Origin of the sequence: Aquimarina sp. EL_43 (assembly GCF_943422735.1) — a bacterium.
Taxonomy (GTDB): domain Bacteria; phylum Bacteroidota; class Bacteroidia; order Flavobacteriales; family Flavobacteriaceae; genus Aquimarina; species Aquimarina megaterium.
In genome coordinates, this window is sequence record NZ_CALSBR010000001.1 from 1,685,244 (window position 1) to 1,710,407 (window position 25,164).

At 36.6% G+C, this 25,164-nt stretch carries 9 protein-coding genes; 6 read left to right on the plus strand and 3 right to left on the minus strand.

Translation table 11 applies throughout. The annotated features are described in order from the left end of the window. Positions 1-5: 5 nt before the first annotated feature. Entirely contained in the window at positions 6-14,756 is a 14,751-nt protein-coding gene (locus tag NNL09_RS07680; RefSeq protein ID WP_196911053.1) for a T9SS type B sorting domain-containing protein, read from the plus strand. Between the two features lie 93 nt (positions 14,757-14,849). Further along, positions 14,850-15,806: a type IX secretion system membrane protein PorP/SprF gene (locus NNL09_RS07685; protein ID WP_025665478.1), complete on the plus strand. Its 957-nt coding sequence runs from the start codon at positions 14,850-14,852 to the stop codon at positions 15,804-15,806. Between the two features lie 139 nt (positions 15,807-15,945). On the opposite strand, the gene NNL09_RS07690 is transcribed toward NNL09_RS07685, so the two are convergent. The 3 genes from NNL09_RS07690 to NNL09_RS07700 all read right to left on the minus strand — a co-directional run bounded on the left by NNL09_RS07690 (position 15,946) and on the right by NNL09_RS07700 (position 18,017). Continuing rightward, the gene (locus NNL09_RS07690) at positions 15,946-16,344 is read right to left on the minus strand and encodes a hypothetical protein (RefSeq protein WP_025665477.1); all 399 of its coding nucleotides are present in this window, start codon (positions 16,342-16,344) and stop codon (positions 15,946-15,948) included. Positions 16,345-16,447: 103 nt separating this feature from the next. Then, a complete protein-coding gene (locus NNL09_RS07695) occupies positions 16,448-17,602 on the minus strand; it encodes a DNA polymerase III subunit (RefSeq protein WP_074405907.1) in 1,155 nt (384 codons plus the stop codon). Between the two features lie 238 nt (positions 17,603-17,840). Beyond that, positions 17,841-18,017: a hypothetical protein gene (locus NNL09_RS07700; RefSeq protein ID WP_159099250.1), complete on the minus strand. Its 177-nt coding sequence runs from the start codon at positions 18,015-18,017 to the stop codon at positions 17,841-17,843. Between the two features lie 373 nt (positions 18,018-18,390). On the opposite strand from NNL09_RS07700, the gene pgk reads away from it, so the two are divergent. From pgk to NNL09_RS07720, 4 genes are all read left to right on the plus strand, one after another. Beyond that, positions 18,391-19,581 (plus strand): phosphoglycerate kinase, encoded by a 1,191-nt coding sequence (gene pgk / locus NNL09_RS07705; protein ID WP_196911052.1) that lies wholly within the window; start codon positions 18,391-18,393, stop codon positions 19,579-19,581. 208 nt (positions 19,582-19,789) lie between these two features. After that, on the plus strand, positions 19,790-21,418 hold the full coding sequence (locus NNL09_RS07710) for a LysM peptidoglycan-binding domain-containing protein (protein ID WP_231389210.1): 1,629 nt from the start codon (positions 19,790-19,792) through the stop codon (positions 21,416-21,418). Between the two features lie 21 nt (positions 21,419-21,439). After that, positions 21,440-22,435 carry a DUF4837 family protein gene (locus NNL09_RS07715; protein ID WP_196911051.1) on the plus strand — a complete coding sequence of 332 codons (996 nt, stop codon included), beginning with the start codon at positions 21,440-21,442 and terminating at the stop codon, positions 22,433-22,435. A gap of 264 nt (positions 22,436-22,699) precedes the next feature. Further along, on the plus strand, positions 22,700-25,105 hold the full coding sequence (locus tag NNL09_RS07720) for a hypothetical protein (RefSeq protein ID WP_196911050.1): 2,406 nt from the start codon (positions 22,700-22,702) through the stop codon (positions 25,103-25,105). Positions 25,106-25,164: the final 59 nt, after the last annotated feature.

Genomic DNA, 25,164 nt, shown 5'->3' on the forward strand with positions numbered 1-25,164 from the left:
GGCTTATGAAACTTAGACTGAAATCTGCTATCGTTTTGGTTTTTTTAATGATAGGCATACAACAAATATCTGCTCAGGTCCCCTTTACCGAGGTACCTAACAGTACGTTAAGAATTAACGGAGAGCTTAAAATAATTGGTAATGCTATTGTTGGACTAAATCAAAGTGGTTTTACTCCCAATGATGATTATAATGGAAACGCTTCAAACAATGCAAAAACTTTTGGATATATTGATATAGATGGTGATCCATCGACATTTAGTTCTAGTAGTGCAGATCTTCAATTAACATCGGGTTGTGAAAGGATTGCATATGCTGGATTATATTGGTCAGCCTCATATTTTACCCAAATGAATCCGGCCGATACTCGTTTTGTTCAGTACACGGGTTTGCCTTTTCCAGATAATAGACCTGATTTTAGAACTATAAAAATTAGACCACCTGGTGGTGGTGGATACGTTACTATTCTGCCTGCTCAAACACAGGTGATTTATGATGGATATCGTAATACTGCTACTAATCCTAGTAACGCTGCAGTAATAGATATTCCGTATGTGTGTTATGCAGATGTTACCACACTAATACAAGGTTTAGCAAATGCTAACGGAACCTATACAGTTGCAGATATGCGTGCCTCTACAGGTTTTTCTGGATTTAATGCCAACGGTATAGCAGGAGGATGGGTACTTGTGGTTGCTTATGAAGATCCTACCTTGTCTGCAAAGTATATAAGCACCAGACAAGGATATTTAAATAATCAACCTTGTAACCCTGCTGATCCGGGATGTTTAAAGAACTTTACTTACACAGGTTTCCAGACACTACCAGCACCGTTACCAGTACGTGCACGATATTCTATTGCAACGCTAGAAGGAGATAGACCATTTACTGGTGATATATTTCAGATTCAAAGACCTGATGGTGTAAGACAAAACATCTTCACTACTCCTGCTAACCCTAATGGCAACTTTTTTGATAGTTCGATATCTGTAGATGGGAGTTATGGAAATGCTGCGGTAGCACCTATTCCTGGTGATCCACCTATTCGGGAACCACATTCACGTAATACTTTAGGGTTTGATGCTGATATTTTTGATATCCCTAACCCTGGTAATACTGTTATACCAAATACTCCTGCGGGCAGTACAGCTTCAGCTACTTTTTTTACGACTTCTACGGGTGATGCCTATAGTGTGTTTTTTAACTCTTTTCAGGTAGAAGTTATCGAACCAGAGCTTACAGTTACCAAAAGAGTGTTAGATAATAATGGTATAGATATTACAGGAGATCCTGTAAATTTTGCGGATCAACTATTTTATGAGCTTACTATAGAGAATCAAGGAAATGAAGATATTACTGCTGCAAGTATTAGAGATGTGCTTCCTGATAATGTAGATTTTACGTTAGGTAGTATAACAACTAGTAATCCTGGAGTAGTCGCTACTCCAGATGGTACAAATAGACAAATAGATATTACAATAGCAGATCCGTTGATTGTTCGTAACGGTGGTGTTCATACTGTTCGTTTTGGAGTTAGCGTAGTAGCAACTTGTGCTGATTTACGAGATGCTTGTTCTAATCAAATTAATAATGTAGCAATTTCAACCTATACAGGAGTTGAATCTGGTATTACACAAACTGGCGAGCAAAGTATTTTGGACCAAGATGCATGTGGATCTGATATTGTAGGTTCCTCTAATGTTTTGATTAATGATGGTATTTGTTTTACTACGGCTCAACCAGCTTTTATATGTACAGGATCTTTAACGCTTACAGCAGGTGCAGGCTTTTCTTCTTATGAATGGGTAAATGCAAGTAGCCCTGGAGTTGTTATTGGTACTAATAGAGATTTAGTAGTTACAACCGCAGGAACCTATATTGTAACCGAAACTGGTGCTCCTGGTTGCCAGGATGCTCAACAAACTTTTAATGTTGATGCTTTTAATACCGTTGTAAATCCGGTTGTAGATATTGCAAATAACTTAGGATCTAACCCTAATGTTAATGGTAATGTTCGTACCTGTCCGATTACAGGTGACCCACTACCAGAGATCTTTTTATGTGGAGCAGGGACTACTTTAACTATTCCAACACCAGGAAACACATTAGGTTTTCCTGTTGGAACTACAGTTGAATGGCAGCGATTAGATCCTACAGATTGTCCTGCAGTACCAAGAGATCCTAATTGTCCTACTACAGATTCAGGGTGTGATGGGGATTGGCAAACCTTAAGTACAGACATTAATAGTTTTACAATTTCACAAGCAGGAGAATATAGAGTTAATGCTACTTTTGATAGTAATTGTACTATACCTTTTTACTTTAATGTATTCCAGAATAATTTTGACCCTGATCTTGCAGTTATACGACAAATTATTTGTGGTTCGCCAGGAACAATACGAGTTCAAAATTCCTCTCTTCAATACGAATACCAATTAATTACACCGATAACAAATACAGTAATTGGGTACCAGAATTCAGCAGAATTTACAGGGTTAACAGAAGTAGGAACATATACTGTTAATGTTCGTCAGGTAGGAGGTTTACCTACGGCTTGTGTTTTTCAGGAAACTATCTTTTTAGACGAATTAGACGCTACAGAGACCGTTACTCCAACTTCTCCTACATGTCCAGGTGATCAAGGACAGATTGAAATATCAGTAGCAGATTCTCAAATTAATTATAGATATATCATTAATAGTACAACAACAACTTTTAATGATACAGAAGGGCCTACTACGGTTCCTAACCATACATTTACGGGCCTTAATCCTGATACTTATAACGTGCAGGTATTATCTGCTGATGGTAGCTGCTCTGAGGTTTTTGTAATTACAATAAATGACCCTGCAGCATTTTCGGCTACAATAAGACTTGTTGAGGATTTACATTGTAATCCAGGGTATCAACCTGATCCTAATCTTAATGACCCATTACATCCGAGTTATGATCCAACCGCACCACCATTTGATCCTGATCAATTTATTGCAATTTATGAGGTTACAGTAACAGGAGGTTCGGGTAATTTTGCATTTAATAACCAGGCAGATTTCTTGGGCACTGTATTAGCACCGATAACAGGAACGACTTATCAATTTAGGGCAACTGCTGCTGGTAATTATCCAGTATTTGTTGATGATCTGGATAATAGTTGTACCATAGCAGCTGGTAGTGTCGATGTAAGTCCTTATACGGCAATTACAGCAACTGCTACGGCTATTAATCCTGCTTGTAATGCAGATAGTGGATCTATCCAAGTAACTATTGGTGCAGGATCAACAGGACCTTTTACTTATATTCTTAATCAAGGAACGGCTTCAGAGGTAACTATAGGGCCTACCGTTAATACTTCAGAAACATTTAATAATGTAGACCCATCGGTATCTCATACTGTTACTGTTCAAGATGGATTTGGATGTGATTTTACAGTTACTCCGGATGTTACCTTTACAACACCAGCTAGTATTACAGCTACGATAAATGATGATTTCAGGTTATTGAGCTGTACGGCAACTCCTGGCGCTCAAGCTCAGGTAACTGCTATTACTGGAGGTTCGGGAACTTATGAGTGGAGTTTAAACCCAGCCGGTCCTTTTACAGCAGTAGGAGCAATACCTTTTGAAATTGATTTTGCTACTGATGGTTCTTATACATTATATATTAGAAATCAGGCTACCGATGATTGTTTGACACCTTTCCCAATTACTATAGATCCAATATTAGAAGTTGATAGTGTAACTATCACACCTGGAGATCAGGATTGTTCTAATCAAACGGTTGATGTTGTAGTTTCGGCATCTCCGGCTCTTACTTTACCGGCATTTTATGAATATAGTATAACACCAGACCCAGCTACAGGAACTGGTGCTACAGGTACAACACCATTTAGCACTACTACAGCATATACGTTTACTAATGGAGTACTTTATACGGTTACGGCCAGAAGAAGTGATAATCAATGTGTAAACACAGAAAGTTTTACAGGAACTACAGTTCCTGAAATACAAATTACAAGTGCAACAGAAACTAATGCGGTAACATGTTTTGGTGGTGCTGATGGAGAGTTTTCATTTACGGTTGGTAGCAGTGCTGCTTTTACCTACACTATTTCTGGTGGAACAACAGCTGTACCTCCAGGAGGAGGAGTTGGAGGAACACCCGTAGTTATAGGCCCTGTCGGGATAGGAACTTATACCATTACGGTAACCGATACTAGTTTACCAGCAGGTAATTGTACAGCAACTACTACTGTAGATATTACTGGTCCACCTTCACAACTTACGTTAAATGCAACATCGCAAAGCTCAAATTGTAGCGCTAATACTGGTACGATAACGGCAACAGCCGGAGGAGGAAATGGTAACTATCAGTTTGAATTAAGAGACAATACCAATACTATTGTGCCAGGATATGGATATCCAAATACTGATAATTTATTTACAGGATTAGCAGCGGGTAATTACACCGTATTTGTTAGAGACGGTAATTCTGCCGCTTCGTGTGAGGTTTCAACACCCGTAACGGTAGGTCAGTTTTCTGGTCCGGTAATAGATGCGATACCCGGTGGTGATGTGTGTGTGGATACAGACCCTGCAACGCAATGGATTGAAATAACACCGGATGGAACAACTCCTACAGTAGGCCCTTTTGAGTATGACTTAACCGGACCTATAAACTTAAATAATGTTGCAGTAACATTTTTGGCTCCGCCTAATGATGATACTTTTGAGATACCTAATCTAATTGCAGGTTCTTATACTGTTGTAGTAAGGAATACAACTACCAACTGTGTATCTAATGTTGAAAACTTTACCATTAATCCAGAGCTTACTATTACAGCAACTTTAACTCAGGATATAGATTGTAACAACCCTGAAGCAACCATAGAATTTACGGCTGCTGCCGGAAGCGGTACTTATAATCAATTTGATTTATACACCCCAGGTTCTCCTCCAGTACTAGTGCCAGGAGGAGGAAATATTGCGTCACCTTTTACAAATGCAATATTGGTTCCAGGAGATTATGTAGTTGGAGTTGTGGATGATGCAGGATGTACGGCTTTCTCAAATACCATAACGGTTACGCCTTTTGATGCAGTTACGGCAACATTGGTTCCTACCAATCCAACTTGTAATGGAGATACCGATGGTACAATTGAAGTTACGGTTACGGCAGGACAAGGTCCTTTTATCTATGTACTTGATGGTAATGCAGCTACTCAAATTGGACCAACAGGAGATACTACAGTAACATTTAACAATGTTGATGATGGAGCTCATACTGTAACCATAACTGATGGATCTGGAGGAGCACCACCTTGTACTTTTGATTTTAATACGACATTAACAGATCCTGCGGTCTTAACACCGACAATAACAATAGGTCGGGAGTTAAGTTGTGTTGCACCAACAGATGCTATTATTCGTATAACAGGTATTGTTGGTGGTTCAGGAAGTTGGGCATATAGTTTAAACCCTGCTTCAGGATACACTAATATTGCTGGTTTCCCTGTTGATATCCCTATCACTACTGCAGGAACATATACAGTGTATGTGGCTAATCAAGGAACACCAGAAACATGTCCTATTCAAACAGACATTACAATAGAACCAGTAACTGAAGTTACAGATCTTGATTTTGCTCAAACCCCGGTTCAATGTCCAGCACTTACATCAAATGTAACATTAACTCCTACAATAAGTGGTACAGGAACTGTAGTTGAATATGAAATCACAGCACCTGCTCCTGTTGGACCTCAGGCCTTAAATTTATTTAGTAATCTGGCTCCGGGAACATATACTTTTCTGGCAAGAACAGATGATGGTTGTGAGTATACCGAAAACTATGTAATAGAAGATGTTGATCGAATTGTGGTAAATGCAACACCAGTAAATGAACCTACGTGTAATGGTGATAGTGATGGTGAATTGTCATTTACAGTTACAGGAATTGATATTCCGGCTACTGCGACCTACGAATATGAAATTACAGGAGGGACACCTCCAATAGCACCAATTACCGCAACAGGACAAACTGCTGCTACGATAGTGACAGGAGATGTTTTACCAGGAGGAAATTATACCATAACGGTTACCGATGAAGCAACCCTTTGTGAAGCAACAGCTACAGTTACGATTAATCAACCAGATGTAGTCGATTTTGATATCGATCCGGTTGTTCAGGATTGTGCTGCAAACACCAATACTGTTTCAATTAGCAACCCTAGAGGTGGTAGTGGAACCGGATATACATATACTTTAAGCGATTCAGGTGGTGTGTTAGTAGGACCTAGCAGACCAGCTAGTGATCCATATTTAAATGTTCCTAATGGAACAGGATATCAACTTGTTGTTACAGATAGTAATAGTTGTGTTTCGGCAACTCAAACTTTAGATATCAATCAATTACCACAATTAGATGCAAGTGTTAATGCGAGTTCTGATTTCTGTTTGGATGATGGAACAGTGAGTTTTACGATAGATATTGATGGTACTGATTCTGGTACCCCAGATTATACATATAACGTAACCAGAAGCGGTGTGGTGGTTATACCAGATACCAATGTTGGAGCGTTAACTACATTTACAACAACTCCTGCATTAACCTTACCAGGAGATTATGTAATAACTGTTACAGATAGTAATGGTTGTCCGGTAGTATTACCAACGCAAACTATTGCACCAGCAGTAGAATTGGTAGCTACTCAAGTTGCAGACATTACTTGTAATGCTGCTAATAATCCAGTTCCTGCAGAATTTTCATTTGCGGTTAATGGAGGATATACACCTTATGACATAGCAGTTTCTATAGATGGTGGGGCATTTGCAGATCACTTAACTAATGCTACGGCACCATTTGCAAATTATACAAATGGTACCGCAGGATCGTATGTGTTTAGAGTGACCGATGATAGAGGGTGTACTTTTACAACAGCACCATTTACAGTTACAGACCCTGCAGCGATTAATATTAATGCACCAACAGTGAATTTAGACTGTGATGGGGATACAGGAACAGCGGTAATTGAAGTTACTGGTACAGAAGGACCTTATGAAATCGACTTCCAAAATACAGGGACCTTTGTTACCATAATAGGTACTGAGATTACTTTCCCGAATTTAGGAGAAGCTATTTATCCATTTACTGTTAGAAGTAATCGTGGATGTACTGATACAGGTACAGTAGAAATTACTACACCAGATCCTATTACCGAGGTAAGTAGAGTGGAGACACCGGTTACTTGTGGAGGTTCAGGGACTGTTACCGATTTAGGGGCTATTGATCTTGAAATTGCTGGAGGAACAGCCAATTATACTTATACTTTGGTTACTGCAGCGAATTTTGCAGTACTACCATTGGTGCCAGCTGCAACAGCTGTTACGACACCTAACCCTACAACAACGGGGACCACGGTTCGTTTTGAAGGCTTAGACTTTGGTCAGTATTTTATTTTTGTAACCGATGCGAATGGATGTACAGATAATGCTCCTTTTGGGCCTTTCAATATTTTTTCTCCACCAAATGACTTAGTACAGAATATTACAGTTTCTGCAACATGTCCGGGAGGAGTAACGTTTGAAATTGATGTACAAGGAGGATCGGGTGTTTTACCACCTGCCAATCCGCCACCAGGATTTGATATTAGAATTGTTGGAGAGCCATCTCCAGGACTGGGAGATTTTGTACCATTAGATGATAGTGTTGGGGGAGCAACTCCTGTTGATGCAAATACACCAATAAGAGATCATACATATAGCGGTTTAGATTTTAACAGAACTTATGTTTTAGAGGTAAGGGATAATGCAACAGGATGTTTATACCAAGAAATGGTTCCTCCTGAATCCCCACCATCAGAACCGAATATTATAAATGATGTGGTTACAGATGTAAGTTGTAATGAAACACCAGCTATAGATGATGGTAGCGTTACATTTGATGTTTCTGCATATGATCCTACGGTAACAGAAATATCCTGGGAAGTGTTTAATGCCTTTACTAATGTAAGCTTAGGTGCTGCATATACAGGCTCTGATAATACTACTCCAAGTCCGGCAGTACCAAATGTTCCGGTTACAATTAATAATATACCACCTGGTCAATATTATGTAACTATACGAGAAGTTGATGGTACGCAATGTCCAACTAGATATGATTTTACAATTGATCTTCCAGATCCGTTAACATCAGTAGCAACGAATCAAACCCCAGCTAATAGTTGTGGTACCAATGCACAGGTTATTATGGATACCGATGGAGGAACCCAATTTACAATAGCGACGGTAACACCTATACCGCCTGGTGAAACTGCAGATGGATATACTTATGCAGTAGTTCCTAATGGTTCTGGTGATCCAGGTGTTTATCCATTAAACAACAATGTAATTGATCTAGGAAATACAGTACAAACCTTAGATATATGGGTTGCTGATGCTAATGGTTGTAGTTTTGGACCAGTTACTGTTACAACAGTAGTGAACCCGCTTCCTACAGTTGTTGCTGCTTTTGTAGATGATTGTGCGTATGATAATAGTAATGTTATTAGTGTTACAGGAGGAGGTTTAGGAACGTTAACATATCAGCTAGATGGTGGTACTGCGGTTACAGGTAGTTTAAGTAACACCAGTCATGAATTTATAGTTTCGACACCAGGAACATATACTATTGGAGTTACCGATCAAACAGGTTGTACGGTAACTACTCCTGTAGATGTGTATGGACCGTTACAGATTAGTGCTGCGTTTACAGTAGCACCTGATTGTACGAATGCAACAGGAACAATTACAACGACGATAACGGGAGTAGTACAAGGAACGGAAACATTTGATTTGCTTGACGGTACTGGCACTCCAGTAGTTGGCAATACGAGCGGTGATGTTAATGGTATATACAATCTTGTGGCTCCTGGAACGTATATAGTTCGAGTTACAGATGATGGAAGAGGGACAGCACCAGGTTGTTCTTTTGATAGCTTACCAATAAGTATAGAAGCTCCAACAGCACCAGTGTTAGTTCCAGAAACTACATTTGTAACGTGTGCTGGAGATACCGATGGTGTAGTTACTGCTGCATTAACACCAGCATCTATAGATCCAGATCCAACAGTAATCTATGAATATAGAATTACAGCTACTACGTCGGCAACGCCAGCCGTAGTACCAACAACTTACCAAACGAGCCCAATATTTTCAGGTTTAGATAATGGAACGTATACGGTAGAAGTAAGGGCGACTAAGCCTAATGGAGCACTAAATGTATTCTGTTTTGATACAGATGATTATATCATAAATGATCCTACTGCTGTAAATGCAACTATTTCGAGTACGCCATATGGTTGTACAGGGACAACAGAAAATTTCCCTGTAATTACTATAGATAATATTGCTGGAGGAACAGGACCTGATTATACTATTTCTTATACTGTAGATGGAACCCCTGTGGTAGCATCTCCAGTAGACCCTACTACCTTAGATACTGATCCAGCAGCTGGGATTCAGATTGTGGCTAGTGTAGCAGGAGATTATGTATTTACTATTTATGACAGTAATAATTGCCCTACTGTACAGCCTACAGAAACAATACCTGCTTTCCCAATAATGACTAATCCAATAGTTACTCAAGTAGCACCTATTAATTGTGATGCACCTAATGCAGAGCTGGTAACGGTTTCGGTAGATAGAATTACTACTCCTGCTAATATTAATGGATACAGTTTTGATTTACTACCTGTTGGAGGACCAGAGGTACAAACGATAGCAGAAGATCCTACAGGTACGCACACAAGTGGAAATTTCAGTTTAACTGCACCAGGAACTTATGTGTTTAGAATTACGGATCTCGATACAGGATGTTTTATTGATACAGCACCCTATACTGTAGCTACGTTCAACGAAATTGAAGCAAATGCAGCTGTAGCTACTCATGTTCTTTGTAACGGTGCATCGACAGGAGAGCTTAACTTAAATGTGTTAAATTATACAGGAGAATTTAATTTTATTGTAAGAAATACAGTAACAGCGCTTCCAGAAACGACAGGTAATGTAGCAACAGGATTTACGAACCCTGTACTTATTGGGTTACCAGCAAATGGATTGCCAGCAGGAAACTATGTGGTAGAAATAGAAGCTCTTGATGCTCCTTTCTGCGATGTTATAACTGATGCTGTGACAATAACACAACCAGAACAATTAAGACTGACGATTCCCGAGAATATCAATGCGAATTGTAATGAAGATGCCAGAGTAACGGTATCTGTAACAGGAGGAACAGGGCCGTATACCTTTAGAGCAGATGACGATGGTATTGCTCCGTTTTTATTCGAAACCACGACAGCGAATACTACCGAAACATTCTTGTTGCCAGCAACTATTGCCGGTACAACATATGTTATTAGTGCAATAGATAATAATTCTTGTACATCAACACCAGTATCGATCAATGAAACTGTGTTTAGAACACCAGATCCCACAGTAGACTCAGTAACATGGACAGATTCTTGTGTATTTGATGATAACTATACCATTCGAGTAGTGGGTACAAGTAATGTACCTGTAGTAGCTCCAGCTACCAATGCCCTTACTTTTGAAATAGGGCCTGTAGGTAGCGGACAAGTAGCAGGAAATGTAAATGGTACTACCCATGACTTTACTGTTACTACACCAGGAACATACACGGTTAGAGTGTACGACGAAAATGGTTGTGTATCTACAGATGAAACAGTAGTTATTGTTCCAGAATTATCGGTAAGCGCTGATTTTACTGGAAGCCCAGTATGTAGAAGTGATGTAAACGGAGTGATTACTGCTACAGTAACAGGAGGTTCTGACTTTGCTGCTAACCCAGCTAACTTTATATTTACATTAACAGGTACAAATAGTGGTGGATTACCAATTGTGCCAGTTGTTCAAATAGGTGCAGGCGGGAATGTATTTAATAACGTTACTGCAGGATCTTACACTGTAAGCGTTACTGACAGTAATGTACTTCCTGCAACTGGTTCTGGATGTACAGCAAGTGATACAGTTGACCTTCCAATTCCAGTAGATCCAATACCAACTGCAACTCCTACTGGTGTTTCTTGTGTTGGAGCCAGTGATGGAAGTGTTATTATAGCATTACAAGCCGGTACCGATACAGAAGGTCCATACTCATACCAATTATATGAGAATAATGGAGGAACATTGGCAATAACTGGAGCTGCTATAGGAGCTCCTCAGATAGATAATCCTACATTTACTGGGTTATCGTTTAATGCATTAGCTGCTCCTCACCCAACTGCAGGAGAGTACTTGGTAGAGGTAACTTCAGCAAGAGGATGTTCTGCTTTAGTTGCTTTTGTAATACCAAATGCTTCACAGGTAACCGCAAGCTCAAGTCAGACCCCATATACATGTACGGGAACCACAGAGAATTTCCCTGATATTATAGTAACAATACAAGATGGAACACCACCGTATAGTATAACATATACATCTCCTTTAGGAACCGTAGTAACAGACTTGAATATAACTGATGCTGATGGAGGTACACCGGGAGTACAATATATATTTACAGGTGATGAAGTAGGTAATTATGTAATTACAGTTACCGATAGTAATGGTTGTAATATACCAACACCTCCTGGCCCAACTATTACAGAAACTATAAATCCGCTTCCTATAATGACTAACCCGTTAGTTAATCAAGTTGCGGCTATTACCTGTAATGCACCTAATGCAGAGCTGGTAACGGTTTCGGTAGATAGAATTACTACTCCTGCTAATATTAATGGATACAGTTTTGATTTACTACCTGTTGGAGGACCAGAGGTACAAACGATAGCAGAAGATCCTACAGGTACGCACACAAGTGGAAATTTCAGTTTAACAACACCAGGAACTTATGTGTTTAGGATTACCGATCTTGATACAGGATGTTTTATTGATACTGCACCTTATATTGTAGCTCCATTTGATACTATTGATGCTGCAATTACTTTAGGTAATGATATTACATGTTTCAATACTCTTCCACCAGATGGGTCAGTAAACTTAATTGTGACAGGATATACAGGTCCATATACCTATGATGCTACCAATACTACTACGGCTACTGTTGTTAGTGGAGGAGGTGATACCACTACAGATCCAGCTACAGGGCTTAACATCCCAGGATTAGAAGCAGGTAATATTGTAGTGACTGTAACAGCTACAAATACACCGTTCTGTGATGCTGATTCGAATACAGTTGCCATTACACAACCACCAGTTATTAATGTTACTGCAAATCAAATACAAGATGAAACCTGTGCCCCAGGTGATGATGCTACAGTAGAAGCGGTTGCAGATGGAGGTACCGGAGCATTACAATACCAGTTAGAAGATGCAGGAGGAGGAGTATTAGTACCATTTGGTAGTGATCCTAGATTTGGAGGTTTCCTTCTTGATGCGGGCACTGCACCAGCAGGGATAGATTATGTAGTAAGAGTAAGAGATGCTAGAGGTTGTGAGGTAACAGATACTATTAATATCCAACCACCGACACCTTTAGGGTTAACTGCAATTGCACCAACGCTACTAGCTTGTTCTGATAGTGAGGATGGTACAATTACTGCTATTGCTACAGATGGCCAGGGACCAGGAACATATCTCTTTATGTTAACATTCCCTGATGGTTCACAATCTGGAGCGATTGCAAGTACTACAGATCGTTATGTATGGAATAATCTAAAACCAGGAAACTATATTGTTACAGTTACAGATAACTTAGCGTGTGAAATCGCTCAAGATCCTGTAATTATTAATGCTCCACCAGTTGTGACGATAGATGTAGCTCAGGGACCAATAAGCTGTCTTACACCTAGCCCTAACCCGATAACGGTTACTGCAGGAGGAGGAACTCCTGGCGGATACGAGTTTAGTAGTGATGGTACTACCTTTGTTGCAGGTAATATTTCAGCAACAGTCCATGAATTTACTTTGCCTGCAGGAGATTATAATTTCTATGTAAGGGATGTGAATGGATGTGTTTCTCCGGCGTCTAATACGATACCGGTACGAGATCCTGTTCCGATAACGACGACTCTGGATTTAAGTAATACGTCTATTGTTTGTTTTGGTGAGCCAACAGGTTCTATTGATGCAAGTGTTACAGGAGGATTAGGTAATTATGGCTATCGAGTAACTGGTACAGATTACTTAGGAAACACGGTAACATTACCTGGCCCATTAGCTACAGATACACAAACGACAAGTTTCTTTGGCGATTTACCGGCTGGAACTTATAATTATACAGTAACTAGTGGAAATTGTTTAGATAGTGTAACACTTTTTGAAATACGTCAACCAGCAGAGTTTATAGCACAAGCATTTGCAACACCTATTTCTTGTAATGGAGAGACTGACGGTACTATACGTGTAACTGCCGTTGGAGGTACTAGTTTACCACAATATTATTTCTCTTTATACGATAGTTCTGGTAATGCAGTATTTACCTTTATTGAAGGCGGGTCTGAAAACCCGGATGATGAACATACGTTTAGAGATTTACCGGCAGATACCTATCGAGTAGAAGTAGAAGATGGAAATGGTTGTCCAAGAACTATTCTTGATATTCAGATTATAGAACCAGCACCAATTTTGGCTACTGTAAATGCTACAACTCCAGAAGATTGTGCAGGAGATATGAATGGTACAGCTACCTTATCTATTACAGGAGGATTACCACCAGCAAACCCAGCAGATCCTAGTTATTTCTGGAGTATTGATGGGGTAACTTATCAACCGGTTACCGATCCTGCGAATTTGTTTATAGATAATCTACCGGGAGGTACAACTACAGTATTCATTAGAGATTCTCAAAACAATGCAAACTGTCAGGGAGCCTTTAATATTGATATTGAACCAGGTGTTAACCTTGCTGGTGAACTCGTTCCAGAATTAGTATGTCCTATATTTGATTATAGTGATCCTACGAGTCCTGTGATGACTAGTGAAGAGCAATACTTTGTGAGTTTTGATATTGTTGAAGATTCACAAGGATTAGGTATTATTTATACTTTAAATGGTATAAACGGAACACCAAACCCACCTAATAATTCGAATTTGACAGGTAATTTTGAGGTTACCCCAGGAGAGTATGAAGGTATTATGGAATACCAAGGATGTACACGAACAGTAGATACTATCGAGATTCTTGAGTATACTCCATTGGCAATACCAGTTGCTCAAATGACTAATAACCCGCAAGATCCTAATGAATATCAAATCATAGCATCAGGAGGAAGACCATTTGAAAACACTCCTTTCTATGCATTCTCATTTACGATGCTAGAAGAAGGAATGACATTGGATCAATTAGAGCCTTCAGACTATACAGAATTAGATGGAAACATTTTTGTAATACGACAGACTGCTGATTATGTATTGCGTGTTGTTGATGCAGATGGTTGTGAGGTCCTTACGGTTCAGAATCTGACTTATATTAATATTCGTATCCCGAATTACTTTACACCGGATAGTCCTAATAGTACAGCAGAAGATCGTTTCTGGTATCCTAGACAGATTACTCCTAATATAGATGATCCTTTCTTCTTTGAGAACATGGAAGTAATCGTCTTTGATCGATACGGAAGAATGTTAGCAGAATTTAAAGGAGACCAACAAGGATGGGATGGTTTATACCAAGGAAAACAACTTCCATCAGGAGATTATTGGTATTCTATAATTCTGAATGATGTAGACAATAGAGAATTTACAGGCCACTTTACATTATATAGATAATATATAGAGCCTTAGTAAGTTATAAGACTATATGGTAAAAAGCCAGATGGTATAGAAAGAGAAAAGTTAATGATCTGTAATTTTTAATATTAGATGAAGAAGTATATTATCATATTTAGCCTATTTGCAAGTTATTGTACTTTTGCTCAGGAGTTTTTTGCTCCTGTACAAAACCAATATATTGCAGATAACCCATATTTGATATCCTCGGCCTACGCGGGTATTGGAGATTGTTGGCAGATCAGAGCTTCGGGTTTTGAGCAATGGGTAAGTATAGAGGATTCTCCGGGTACACAATCCTTATCGATAGATGGTAGAATATCTGACCGTTCGGGTGTAGGTGCAATTCTGTTTAATGATCAGAATGGATTTACGACTCAAAAAGGGATTCAGTTATCTTTTGCACACCATTTAACACTAAGTGAATATAATAATCAATACCTATCGTTTGGGATTAGCTATAAGTTTACCCAATTTGGTATCGACACTTCGAGGTTTAATAATGGAGACCCTGACAACCCATTTAATCCTGGATTAGCAGATATAAGTGTAAATGATTCTAATTTTGATATTGGATTGTTATATCGTATTGGCCGATTCTTTTTGAGTGCCAATGCTGTGAATTTATTACAGAAAGAGATTGATGATTTTAATCCAACCGAACCTTCACAGATACAGAACTATTATCTATATACTGGATATACATTCTATCATAGGTTTAGTGATATCGAGGTAGAGCCTTCTGTATTGTATCAAAACTTTGCAGGTGATGGTCGTTCTACAGCAGATCTTAACCTAAAGGTTCGTAAAATGCATCGTGAAGATTATTATTGGATAGGCGTTAGTCTTCGATCTTTGGTTGATCAGGATTTTAAACCACTTTCTGTATCTCCCATGTTGGGGATCAAAAAAGCTAATTTTTATGTTGCATATGGATATCAGATTAACGTAAACGAAGTTTTACAACCGACCACAGCAGCAGGATCACATATGATCACGCTAGGATTTGATTTTGGTTGTAGACAAAGTAAATGTGGATGTACCTATTAATAAGATTTTAAAAGAAATTCTAAAATCCTGCTTTAAACAAAGCAGGATTTTTTTTGCCTAATTATTTACTTCTAAAACTGTATAGCACCGATTAGATAGAAATAACACTAATTAATACGCTTCAGTACTATAAAATGTTTTATAAAGAAACTACATATAGCCCAAAGATGGCCACTACAAAGTAACAGGTGATTGTTAAGGCCCCTTGATAATCTTTTGCTACTCTTTGCCCAAAAAGCAACATTAAAAGCGTTATACAGGCTAAAAACATAGCCAAAACGGCATAGCATGTAATATCATCTGTAATAAGATAATAAATACCAATAACGCAACATACAGCCGTAATCATTTCAATGATTAAAACAATTGTTAAAAGAAGAGGAACCATATTCCCCATAAAAGTAGAAGCAAAATGTTCTTTTAGCCAACCAAGGTTTCCTTTCCAATCGATTATTTTATCGATCCCTGATTGCAAAAAAGTAATGAGAAGAAATAGTAAGATGGTTATTGAAACAATATTATTTATAAAATTATCCATGTGAGATTAGTTTAGAGTATCAAATATAGAATAAGATTTGGGACTAAAAAATGTTGGTTTTTAATTTACTATCCATAAGTATTAACAGGTAGCAAACTATGTGTTATGAACTTTTTTTATGTAATAATCGGGTAAGCTTTATCGAGAGATCGGTAAGGATTATTTTTGCATTACCATTTCGTTCTATATGATAGGCAGCATCCTGAAGTTCGTTACAGATATCCATAATATTGGCACCGTGTATAAAAGGAGCAAAGTTTTTTAATTTAAAACCATTTGTATTTGGTTCTAGAAAGACCAAATCTTCTGCACCATAATTAAGTAACATTGCTTGTCTGAAAAAATCCAGGCAATATTTTAGAAACTTTTTTTGTGTTTCTCTTCCTGTACCTGCAATAGATTCACTCCAGGTGATTAAGTCATTTACAGCAGACTTATTCCCTTTGGCTTTAAATGCTGTACGTACCCATTGTATAAACCAATCTTCAAATTGATCATCACCACCATCATGGTGTAGTAGGTGTAAAGCTTTACTATAATCACCATTAGCCTGATGTGCTATTTTTAAAGCATCGCTATCAGAAAGATTCTCTTTTTTCTGAAGCGCTTCTTTTATTACCTGTTCTCCCAAAGGAGGAAAATGTAATACCTGGCATCTGGATCTAATGGTTTGTATAAGCTGCTCCTCATCTTCTGTGATAAGTATAAATATGGTTTTCTCAGGAGGCTCTTCAATTAATTTAAGAAGCTTATTAGAAGCGGCAATATTCATTTTATCCGCCATCCAGATCAACATTATTTTATATCCTCCTTCATAGCTTTTTAGTGAAAGCTTTTTAACGATTTCAAGAGCTTCATCTACTCCTATTTGACCTTGTTTTTTTTCAATTCCAAGAGAAAGATACCAGTCAAAAATACTTCCATAAGGATTTTCATTTACAAAATGCCTCCACTCCTCTGCAAATTGATCAGATGTGGGATGTTTTTTTACCTTATCGTTTACAGCAACAGGATATACAAAATGCAAATCAGGATGCGCCAGATGATCAAATTTTACATTACATGACTCAAGACCATTTGTATTTTCCCCATTTTGATTTTGGCACAAAACGTATTGTGCATAGGCAATAGCCATAGGTAAAGTCCCACTACCATTTGGGCCAACAAAAAGCTGCGCATGAGGTATTCTTTGACGATCAGCACTGGTGGTCAAATAGCTTTTGATATGTTTTAAACCTAATATTTCTGAGAAAAGCATGGGCAAATATAAGAGATACCTAAAAAAGAAAGCAGATCTATAAGACATAAAACCTCATAAAAATTGAAGAATCCATAAATTACCAATACAGTAATTAAAACATGTGGTATTTATTTAACCTCAGGATGTGCACTCATAACAAGTATTACTTATTATCTCTCTCTAGAAAATCCTTTCTATAAATACCAGAGCTAAACACAAAATAAATTAGTGTTGACCTTCACAGAAAATTAGGAAGTTATAACCCTTTTAGATAAACTCCCAGTAGCAGAAGTACATATCCTGCTAGTACAAGCCAATTACTATTTGCTGCCAGAACAGGGTGAATATGTGAACCTAGAAGGCCTAAAAGAACAAGTACAATACTTATGATTACTGTAATTTTTTTTGGTGTGCGTGCAGATAAGTTACTCATAATTAGATAGTTGTTTAGTGTTTTGTAAATACAATATAAAAATAATTTTTAACATAAAATCCTGTGTAGATATTTTACCAATGCAAACATGACATTAATAGCTTCGAAGACTTATCTTATTCTAAGGTATCTAAATGGTAAGTATGAAAATAGGATAGAGTACTCGATTTTAAAATAAATATCAAGATGACAACTTTTTTGGTTTGATAGTAATACGATTATTTAACTATGATTCTTTTATTGAAAAAAGGGTTTTTATAAAAATTTGATAAAAGTGAAAAATTACCTCTGGTTTCGAGCAATTTTTCTATCAGATTTTGATGTTTTTAATGAAATAGAATTATTTTCGTTTGCGAAAAACCAATTCAGTATCATGAAGACAATTGACGATTTTAATTTTGAAAATAAAAAAGCATTAATTCGAGTAGATTTTAATGTTCCTTTAAATGAAAATTTTGAAGTAACAGATGACACTAGGATTCAGGCTGCAAAACCCACAATAATTAAGGTTTTGGAAGATGGAGGAAGTGCGATCTTAATGTCTCATTTGGGTAGGCCAAAAGGTGTTCAGGATGAATTTTCATTAAGGCATATCGTAGAAAAAGTTGCAGATATTCTTGGAGTTCAGGTAAAATATGTAGCTAACTGTGTTGGTCAGGAGGCAGAAGATGCTGTTGCAGCCTTAAACTCTGGTGAAGTTTTATTATTAGAAAACCTAAGATTTCACCCTAATGAAACAAGCGGAGATACTGGTTTTGCAGAACAATTATCAAAACTGGGAGATATCTATATAAATGATGCATTTGGTACAGCTCACAGAGCACATGCTTCTACTACTATTATAGCACAATTTTTTCCTGAACGAAAATGTTTTGGTAGCTTATTAGCAAAAGAAATAGAAAGTATTGATAAAGTATTAAGAAGTGGAGAGAAGCCAGTGACTGCTGTTCTGGGAGGATCAAAAGTATCTTCAAAAATTACGATAATCGAGAATATTCTAGATAAAATAGATCACTTGATTATTGGGGGAGGAATGACTTATACTTTTATTAAAGCTCTCGGAGGTCAAATAGGGGATTCTATTTGTGAAGATGATAAACAAGAGCTGGCATTAGAGATTTTAAGAAAAGCTAAAGAAAAAGGAGTAGAAATTCACCTTCCTGTTGATGTATTGGGAGCAGATGCATTTGATAATAATGCAAACACTAAGGTTGTTGCTGTTAATACGATTCCTGATGGTTGGCAAGGACTTGATGTAGGGCCCGAGACAATGAAAGTTTTTCATGATGTAATTTTGAAATCGAAAACCATATTATGGAATGGACCATTGGGTGTTTTTGAAATGGAAAATTTTGCTAAAGGAACTATAGCATTAGGACACTCTATAGCAGAAGCTACAGCAAATGGAGCATTCTCTCTTGTAGGAGGAGGAGATTCTGTAGCAGCAGTAAAACAATTTGGTTTTGGCACTAAAGTAAGTTATGTTTCTACAGGAGGAGGAGCTATGCTAGAAAGCTTAGAAGGTAAAACACTACCAGGAATAGCTGCAATAGAGAATGAGTAGCGTGTAATTTTGTAAGAAAACACTTATTTTTTGTAAAAATTATGAAAAAACGGGCGTTTTAACCGTTTTTTTCATGTTTTTAACGCTTTGATTTTTTGCAGTTTAGAAAAAAAAGTGCGATTTTCGCTGCTGTATTGTTGATAACATGTTAAAAACAATACAAATAGCCCCAATTTTCCGTTGAACTAAAAGCAAATGCATTTGTAAGATGAATAACTATTGCACATTATTTCTTTCTTTTCTATTAGTTTCGGTTTCGTTAATGGGACAAGAAACATCATCAGAGAAACAATCAACTCCTCCAAATACCAAGGAGATTGTACTTGATAAGACTCAGGATTTAAAACAAGATACAGTTCGAGTCGTAGATACAACTCAAGTAATCAAAACAACGGGAGAACTACAGACAACTACCATTACATCGACAAGTGTAAAAGATAGTGTGATTTATGTAGCAAATGACCATCCGAAGATGTCACAGTTAGACTCTATCTGGAAACAAGAATTATATAACTCTAGCCTTTTTGATACCATTTACAAATCAGTTACCGAACTGAAATATGAACCAGTAGAATATGTTGATCTTCCTACCGATACGTTAAAAGCAAGATTGGCAGAACTAAATGCACGTACACCTTTTAATGTAGAGTACAATCCTTCATTAGAGAGCGTGATCAAGAGATATTTAAAAAACAGACACAAACATTTAGAACGCTTAATGGCACTAAGCGAATTTTATTTTCCACTTTTTGAGCAGGAGTTAGACAATCAGAACATTCCGTTAGAAATAAAATACCTTGCTATTGTAGAGTCTGCTTTAAAACCTAGAGCAAAGTCCAGAGTTGGAGCTACAGGATTGTGGCAATTTATGTTTGGTACCGGTAAAATGTTTGGTTTAGAAGTAAGTTCATACGTAGATGAGCGTATGGATCCGATAATGTCTACCAAAGCTGCTTGCAAATATCTTTCTAATTTGTATAAAGTATTTGGAGATTGGGATCTTGCTTTGGCTTCATATAATTCGGGGCCCGGTAATGTAACCAAGGCAATTCGTCGTAGTGGAGGATATACAAACTATTGGAATATCAGACATAATCTTCCTAGAGAAACTGCGGGATATTTACCCGCTTTTTTGGCAACAATGTACATTTTTGAGTATGCAGACAAACATGGTTTCAAACCTAGAAAACCAGAGTTTGCATATTTTGAAACCGACACCATTCGAGTAAAGCAAATGATCACATTAGATCAGGTTTCAGAATATATAAATATTGATATCGAAGAATTACAATTTCTAAACCCTTCCTATAAATTAGATATCATTCCATATATCAAAGATGAAGATTATGTATTGCGATTACCACTGGATAAGATTGGTCCTTTTGTTACTAATGAAGATCAAATCTATACATTGGCAAAGGCAGAATTTGATAAGCGCGAAAAACCATTACCTAAATACTTTGAGGCAAATGATCGGATTCGATATCGAGTACGTAGCGGCGACTATTTGGGAAAAATTGCGAGACGCTATGGCGTTAGAGTAAGTCAAATTAAAAAATGGAATGGTTTACGAAGTAATAATCTTAGAATTGGTCAACGTCTTACCATTTACCCTCGTAGGCCAGTAGTAAGTAAACCTAGAAAAACTACAACAAAAAAAACTTTAACTAAGGTTGCAGCTAATAGCTCAGAGGTATATACTGTTAAGACGGGAGACACTTTATGGAGTATTTCTCAAAAATTTAAAGGAGTATCTGTCGAAAATCTTAAAAATTGGAACGATATTAGTGGTAGTGGTATAAAACCAGGTATGACACTGAAACTTTCAAAATCATAACCGCTAACTATTATCTATCTTATGAGAAAATTATCCCTCGCAATTGTTTGCCTGCTTTGTATTTTTAGTTGTACAGAAGAGGTTAAAAAAGAAAAAAGCCAGAAGAGTCAGGAGTCTATGGCACACTCTAATGGAAGAATAAATCACCTTTCTGTGGTTGTAGATAATGAGCTATGGAACAGTAGTGTTGGTGATACTATAAGAAAATATTTTGGTGCCGAAGTACCGGGTCTACCTCAAGAAGAACCATTATTTACATTGCGACAAATACCAATGGAAGCCTTTACCGGACTTACAAAACAGAGTCGTATTTTTCTGTGGATCAAAAAAGAAGATGGAGGAGAAAATAAATATGGATTATTAAAAAATAAATTTTCTAATCCTCAAATCGGTGCTGTAATTTCTGGAGCTACCGATGATGATATTACCACTTTGATTCGGGAGAAACATGAAATGATCGTTTCAAAATATAAGTCTTTAGAAACTAAAGAGAAACAAGCTATTATCAAAAAATCCTTAGAGAGAATTCCACAGCTACAGGAAAAATTAGGAATCACTTTAAATATTCCTTCTGCATATCGTATTGCCATTGAAGAAGACAAGTTTTTTTGGATACGTAAAAATATTAAGCATGGTAGTATGAATCTTATGATCTATGAATTACCATTAGGAACGGTAACCAAAGATTCTAATACAGTTTCTAGTATCATAAAAATGAGAGATTCTATAGGAACAGTAAAAATTCCTACTCCAGAAGTTGGTCATTTTATTACAGAAGAGGCATATGCACCTTATCTTTATGAAATTGAGTTAGATAATAGATTTACTTTCGAGACCAAAGGAACCTGGGAGATCAAAGATCGCTTTATGGCAGGTCCATTTGTTAATTATGCTATAGAAGACATTGCTAATAATAGATTAATGGTATTAGAAGGTTTTGTATTTGCTCCTTCGGTTAGTAAAAGAGATAATATGTTTGAGCTCGAAGCAATTATAAAAACAATAAAATTCGAGTAAGTCTCATATACATTGCAGAAATTTAATACCTATAGGTTTTAATTCACAACTTGTTATAAAAGACAGAAGTCTCTTTTAAGAGAAAACACTTAAAATGAAGGTGTTTTTCTCAGGATTAGTATAAAAACTATTTAATCTTACTACTACTACTACTACTGAGTTTTTTAATTCTGAAAGTGCGTTTTTAACTAAGACCCTAGCAGCTAATTAATGTGAGTTTTAAAGTTTGTATATACTAGAGAAATTAAATATAAATAAGGGCTTATGAATCACTTTTTGCTAACACTATTATTGTTCTTTTTTTCGATAGGATTAAATGCTCAGAATAATAGTAGTTCATCGCGCTCTGCACAACAAGCTAATAATGACTACTTTAGTGTGCCTAGAGAAACATTATACCTGCATTTGGATAAAAGCACCTATATTACTGGAGAAGAAATATGGTTTAAGGGATATGCTTATGATCGACAAAATAATCTTCCTTCTTTTGGCTCAACAAATCTCAATGTTCAATTATTTAATCAAGAAGGAAAAGAACTATATAGTGGTTTGTTTTTTGGCTCTAGAGGTAATTTTAGAGGTAACATAAAAATTGATTCTACCTGGAATAATGGTAGCTACTACCTAAAAGCATCAACGAATTGGATGAATAATTTTATAGAAGATGAGTCCTATATAAAGAAAATAGAGATCATAAAAGAATCCATTTCCAAAGAAATTGTCACAGAAAAGTTAAGATATGATTTTCAGTTACTTCCCGAAGGAGGTTATCTAGTCTCGGACACAGATAATAGCATCGGGTTTAAGCTCATTAATAATAGAGGTTATGGAGTACATTTCGATAAAGGTTATGTTGTTGATGATCAGGGAAATAGAATTGTTTCATTTGTGTCAAATAGATTTGGCATGGGTAAATTTAATATACATCTAAGATTAGGTAAAAAATATAAAGCCGTTATACAGTTCAAAAATGGTGAGAAAATACAAGTGCCGTTTCCTCAAATACAGACTAAAGGCATAGCTATAAATGTTGATAATATGCCAAGAGATTATGCGCTAATAGAGTTTAATACTAATACAAAAACATTGGAGGATTTAAACGGTGATCATTATTATTTACTGGTTAAACAAAACCATTTATCAAAGAAAATTCCTTTACATTTTTTACCAAACGAACTAAAGAGGAGAATCTCATTAAAAAGAGACGTTTTTTATCCAGGAATAAATACACTAACCGTGTTTAAAGAGAAAACTCCTATTGCAGAAAGATTATTGTTTAATTCTTTTGATAAAATTGTTGAGAACATTAGTGCTTCTGGCAACAAGACTATAAAAGATTCTTTATCGATAAATATCAAGGTGCCTGCAAAAAAAGGAGTGAGATATGATCTAAGTATTTCTGTATTACCTGAAGGCACAAAATCAAATAACCCCAATGATAATATTTATTCGGCAATGGTATTACGACCTTACTTAAAAGGTTTGATAGAGAATGAAATATATTATTTTACTGATGTAGATAGAAAAAAAAGGTATGATCTTGATTTATTATTGATTACTCAAGGCTGGAGTAAATATAGTTGGAAGAGAATCTTTAATAATAAACCTAACATATTGTATGGATTTAATCAAGGGTATAAACTGAAAGGAAAGATACAGGGAAAAAACAAAGATGATATATATAAATTATATATGCATCCAACTATATATCAAAAAGGTCATTTTATTGATGTTGATAATACAAATTCTTTTGAATTACCCAATTTTTTCCCTGAAAAAGGAGAAGAAATTAAACTTTCTGGGGTAACCTCTGATGATGTTTTTGTAGAGCCAAGATTATATTTGCAAATACTATTAGATCAGCATAAAAAGCCACTTAATGATATTGTTATTTCACAACAAAATAATATAGAAAGCAAAAATATAAACAAGAGCATAAAAATTCCTAAAGGGTTTATTGCCGATAATATTGAGGTTTTAGATGAAGTTTTGTTGAAGGCAAAAAGTAAAGAAGAATCAGAAAACACAAGTAAAGTACCATTGCTTAAATACATTAAAAATAATTCTAAAAAAATCACTCCTAAGATAGCTAGGGATTTCCCCGTCATATTAGACTATATTAAGTCTGTAGGAAGGTTTTATATACGAGATCAGAGACCAGTTACTTCAGATGTAGTTATTTACAGCCGTGCCCCAAGTTCTATAAATTTTCCTACTCAGGTTCCTGTATTTGTAGATAATGTTGAGTTAAGAGGCGATAAAAGTATATTAACAGTATTGCGAACTAATGAAGTAGATAGAATTTATATTGATAAAATAAGTTATGGTTTGGGTGCCCGAGGGGGTGCAGGGGCATCAATAAGGATATTTACTAGAAAAGTTCCTTTAGGATCAAAAATTGACGTCGATGAAAATTTTGTAGAATACACAATGGAAAAGGGATTTGAACCTGTTAAAGAGTTTTATAATCCAGGATATTCAAACTATCTTGATTTGGGATTTATAGATTATGGTTTGATTCATTGGCAACCTTGGGTCGATTTTAATAAAGATGGCTTTGGAACGTTTAAGATTAAGAATACCAACTTAGAGAACATTACACTTTTTATTGAAGGAATGGGGAGTGATGGAAGTTTGATATCCAAGATTCAAACAATACGTCTGAATTAGAATTTTGTGACACGTCTTGTATGTATAAAAGCAATTTTCTAAAAAATTGTAGAAAACTT

What these genes read in the sequence shown, in the direction of transcription:
- NNL09_RS07680 (WP_196911053.1), top strand. Translation starts at nt 6, where the DNA reads ATGAAACTTAGACTGAAATCTGCTATCGTTTTGGTTTTTTTAATGATA.
- NNL09_RS07685 (WP_025665478.1), top strand. Translation starts at nt 14,850, where the DNA reads ATGAAGAAGTATATTATCATATTTAGCCTATTTGCAAGTTATTGTACT.
- NNL09_RS07690 (WP_025665477.1), bottom strand. Translation starts at nt 16,344, where the DNA reads ATGGATAATTTTATAAATAATATTGTTTCAATAACCATCTTACTATTT.
- NNL09_RS07695 (WP_074405907.1), bottom strand. Translation starts at nt 17,602, where the DNA reads ATGCTTTTCTCAGAAATATTAGGTTTAAAACATATCAAAAGCTATTTG.
- NNL09_RS07700 (WP_159099250.1), bottom strand. Translation starts at nt 18,017, where the DNA reads ATGAGTAACTTATCTGCACGCACACCAAAAAAAATTACAGTAATCATA.
- pgk (WP_196911052.1), top strand. Translation starts at nt 18,391, where the DNA reads ATGAAGACAATTGACGATTTTAATTTTGAAAATAAAAAAGCATTAATT.
- NNL09_RS07710 (WP_231389210.1), top strand. Translation starts at nt 19,790, where the DNA reads ATGAATAACTATTGCACATTATTTCTTTCTTTTCTATTAGTTTCGGTT.
- NNL09_RS07715 (WP_196911051.1), top strand. Translation starts at nt 21,440, where the DNA reads ATGAGAAAATTATCCCTCGCAATTGTTTGCCTGCTTTGTATTTTTAGT.
- NNL09_RS07720 (WP_196911050.1), top strand. Translation starts at nt 22,700, where the DNA reads ATGAATCACTTTTTGCTAACACTATTATTGTTCTTTTTTTCGATAGGA.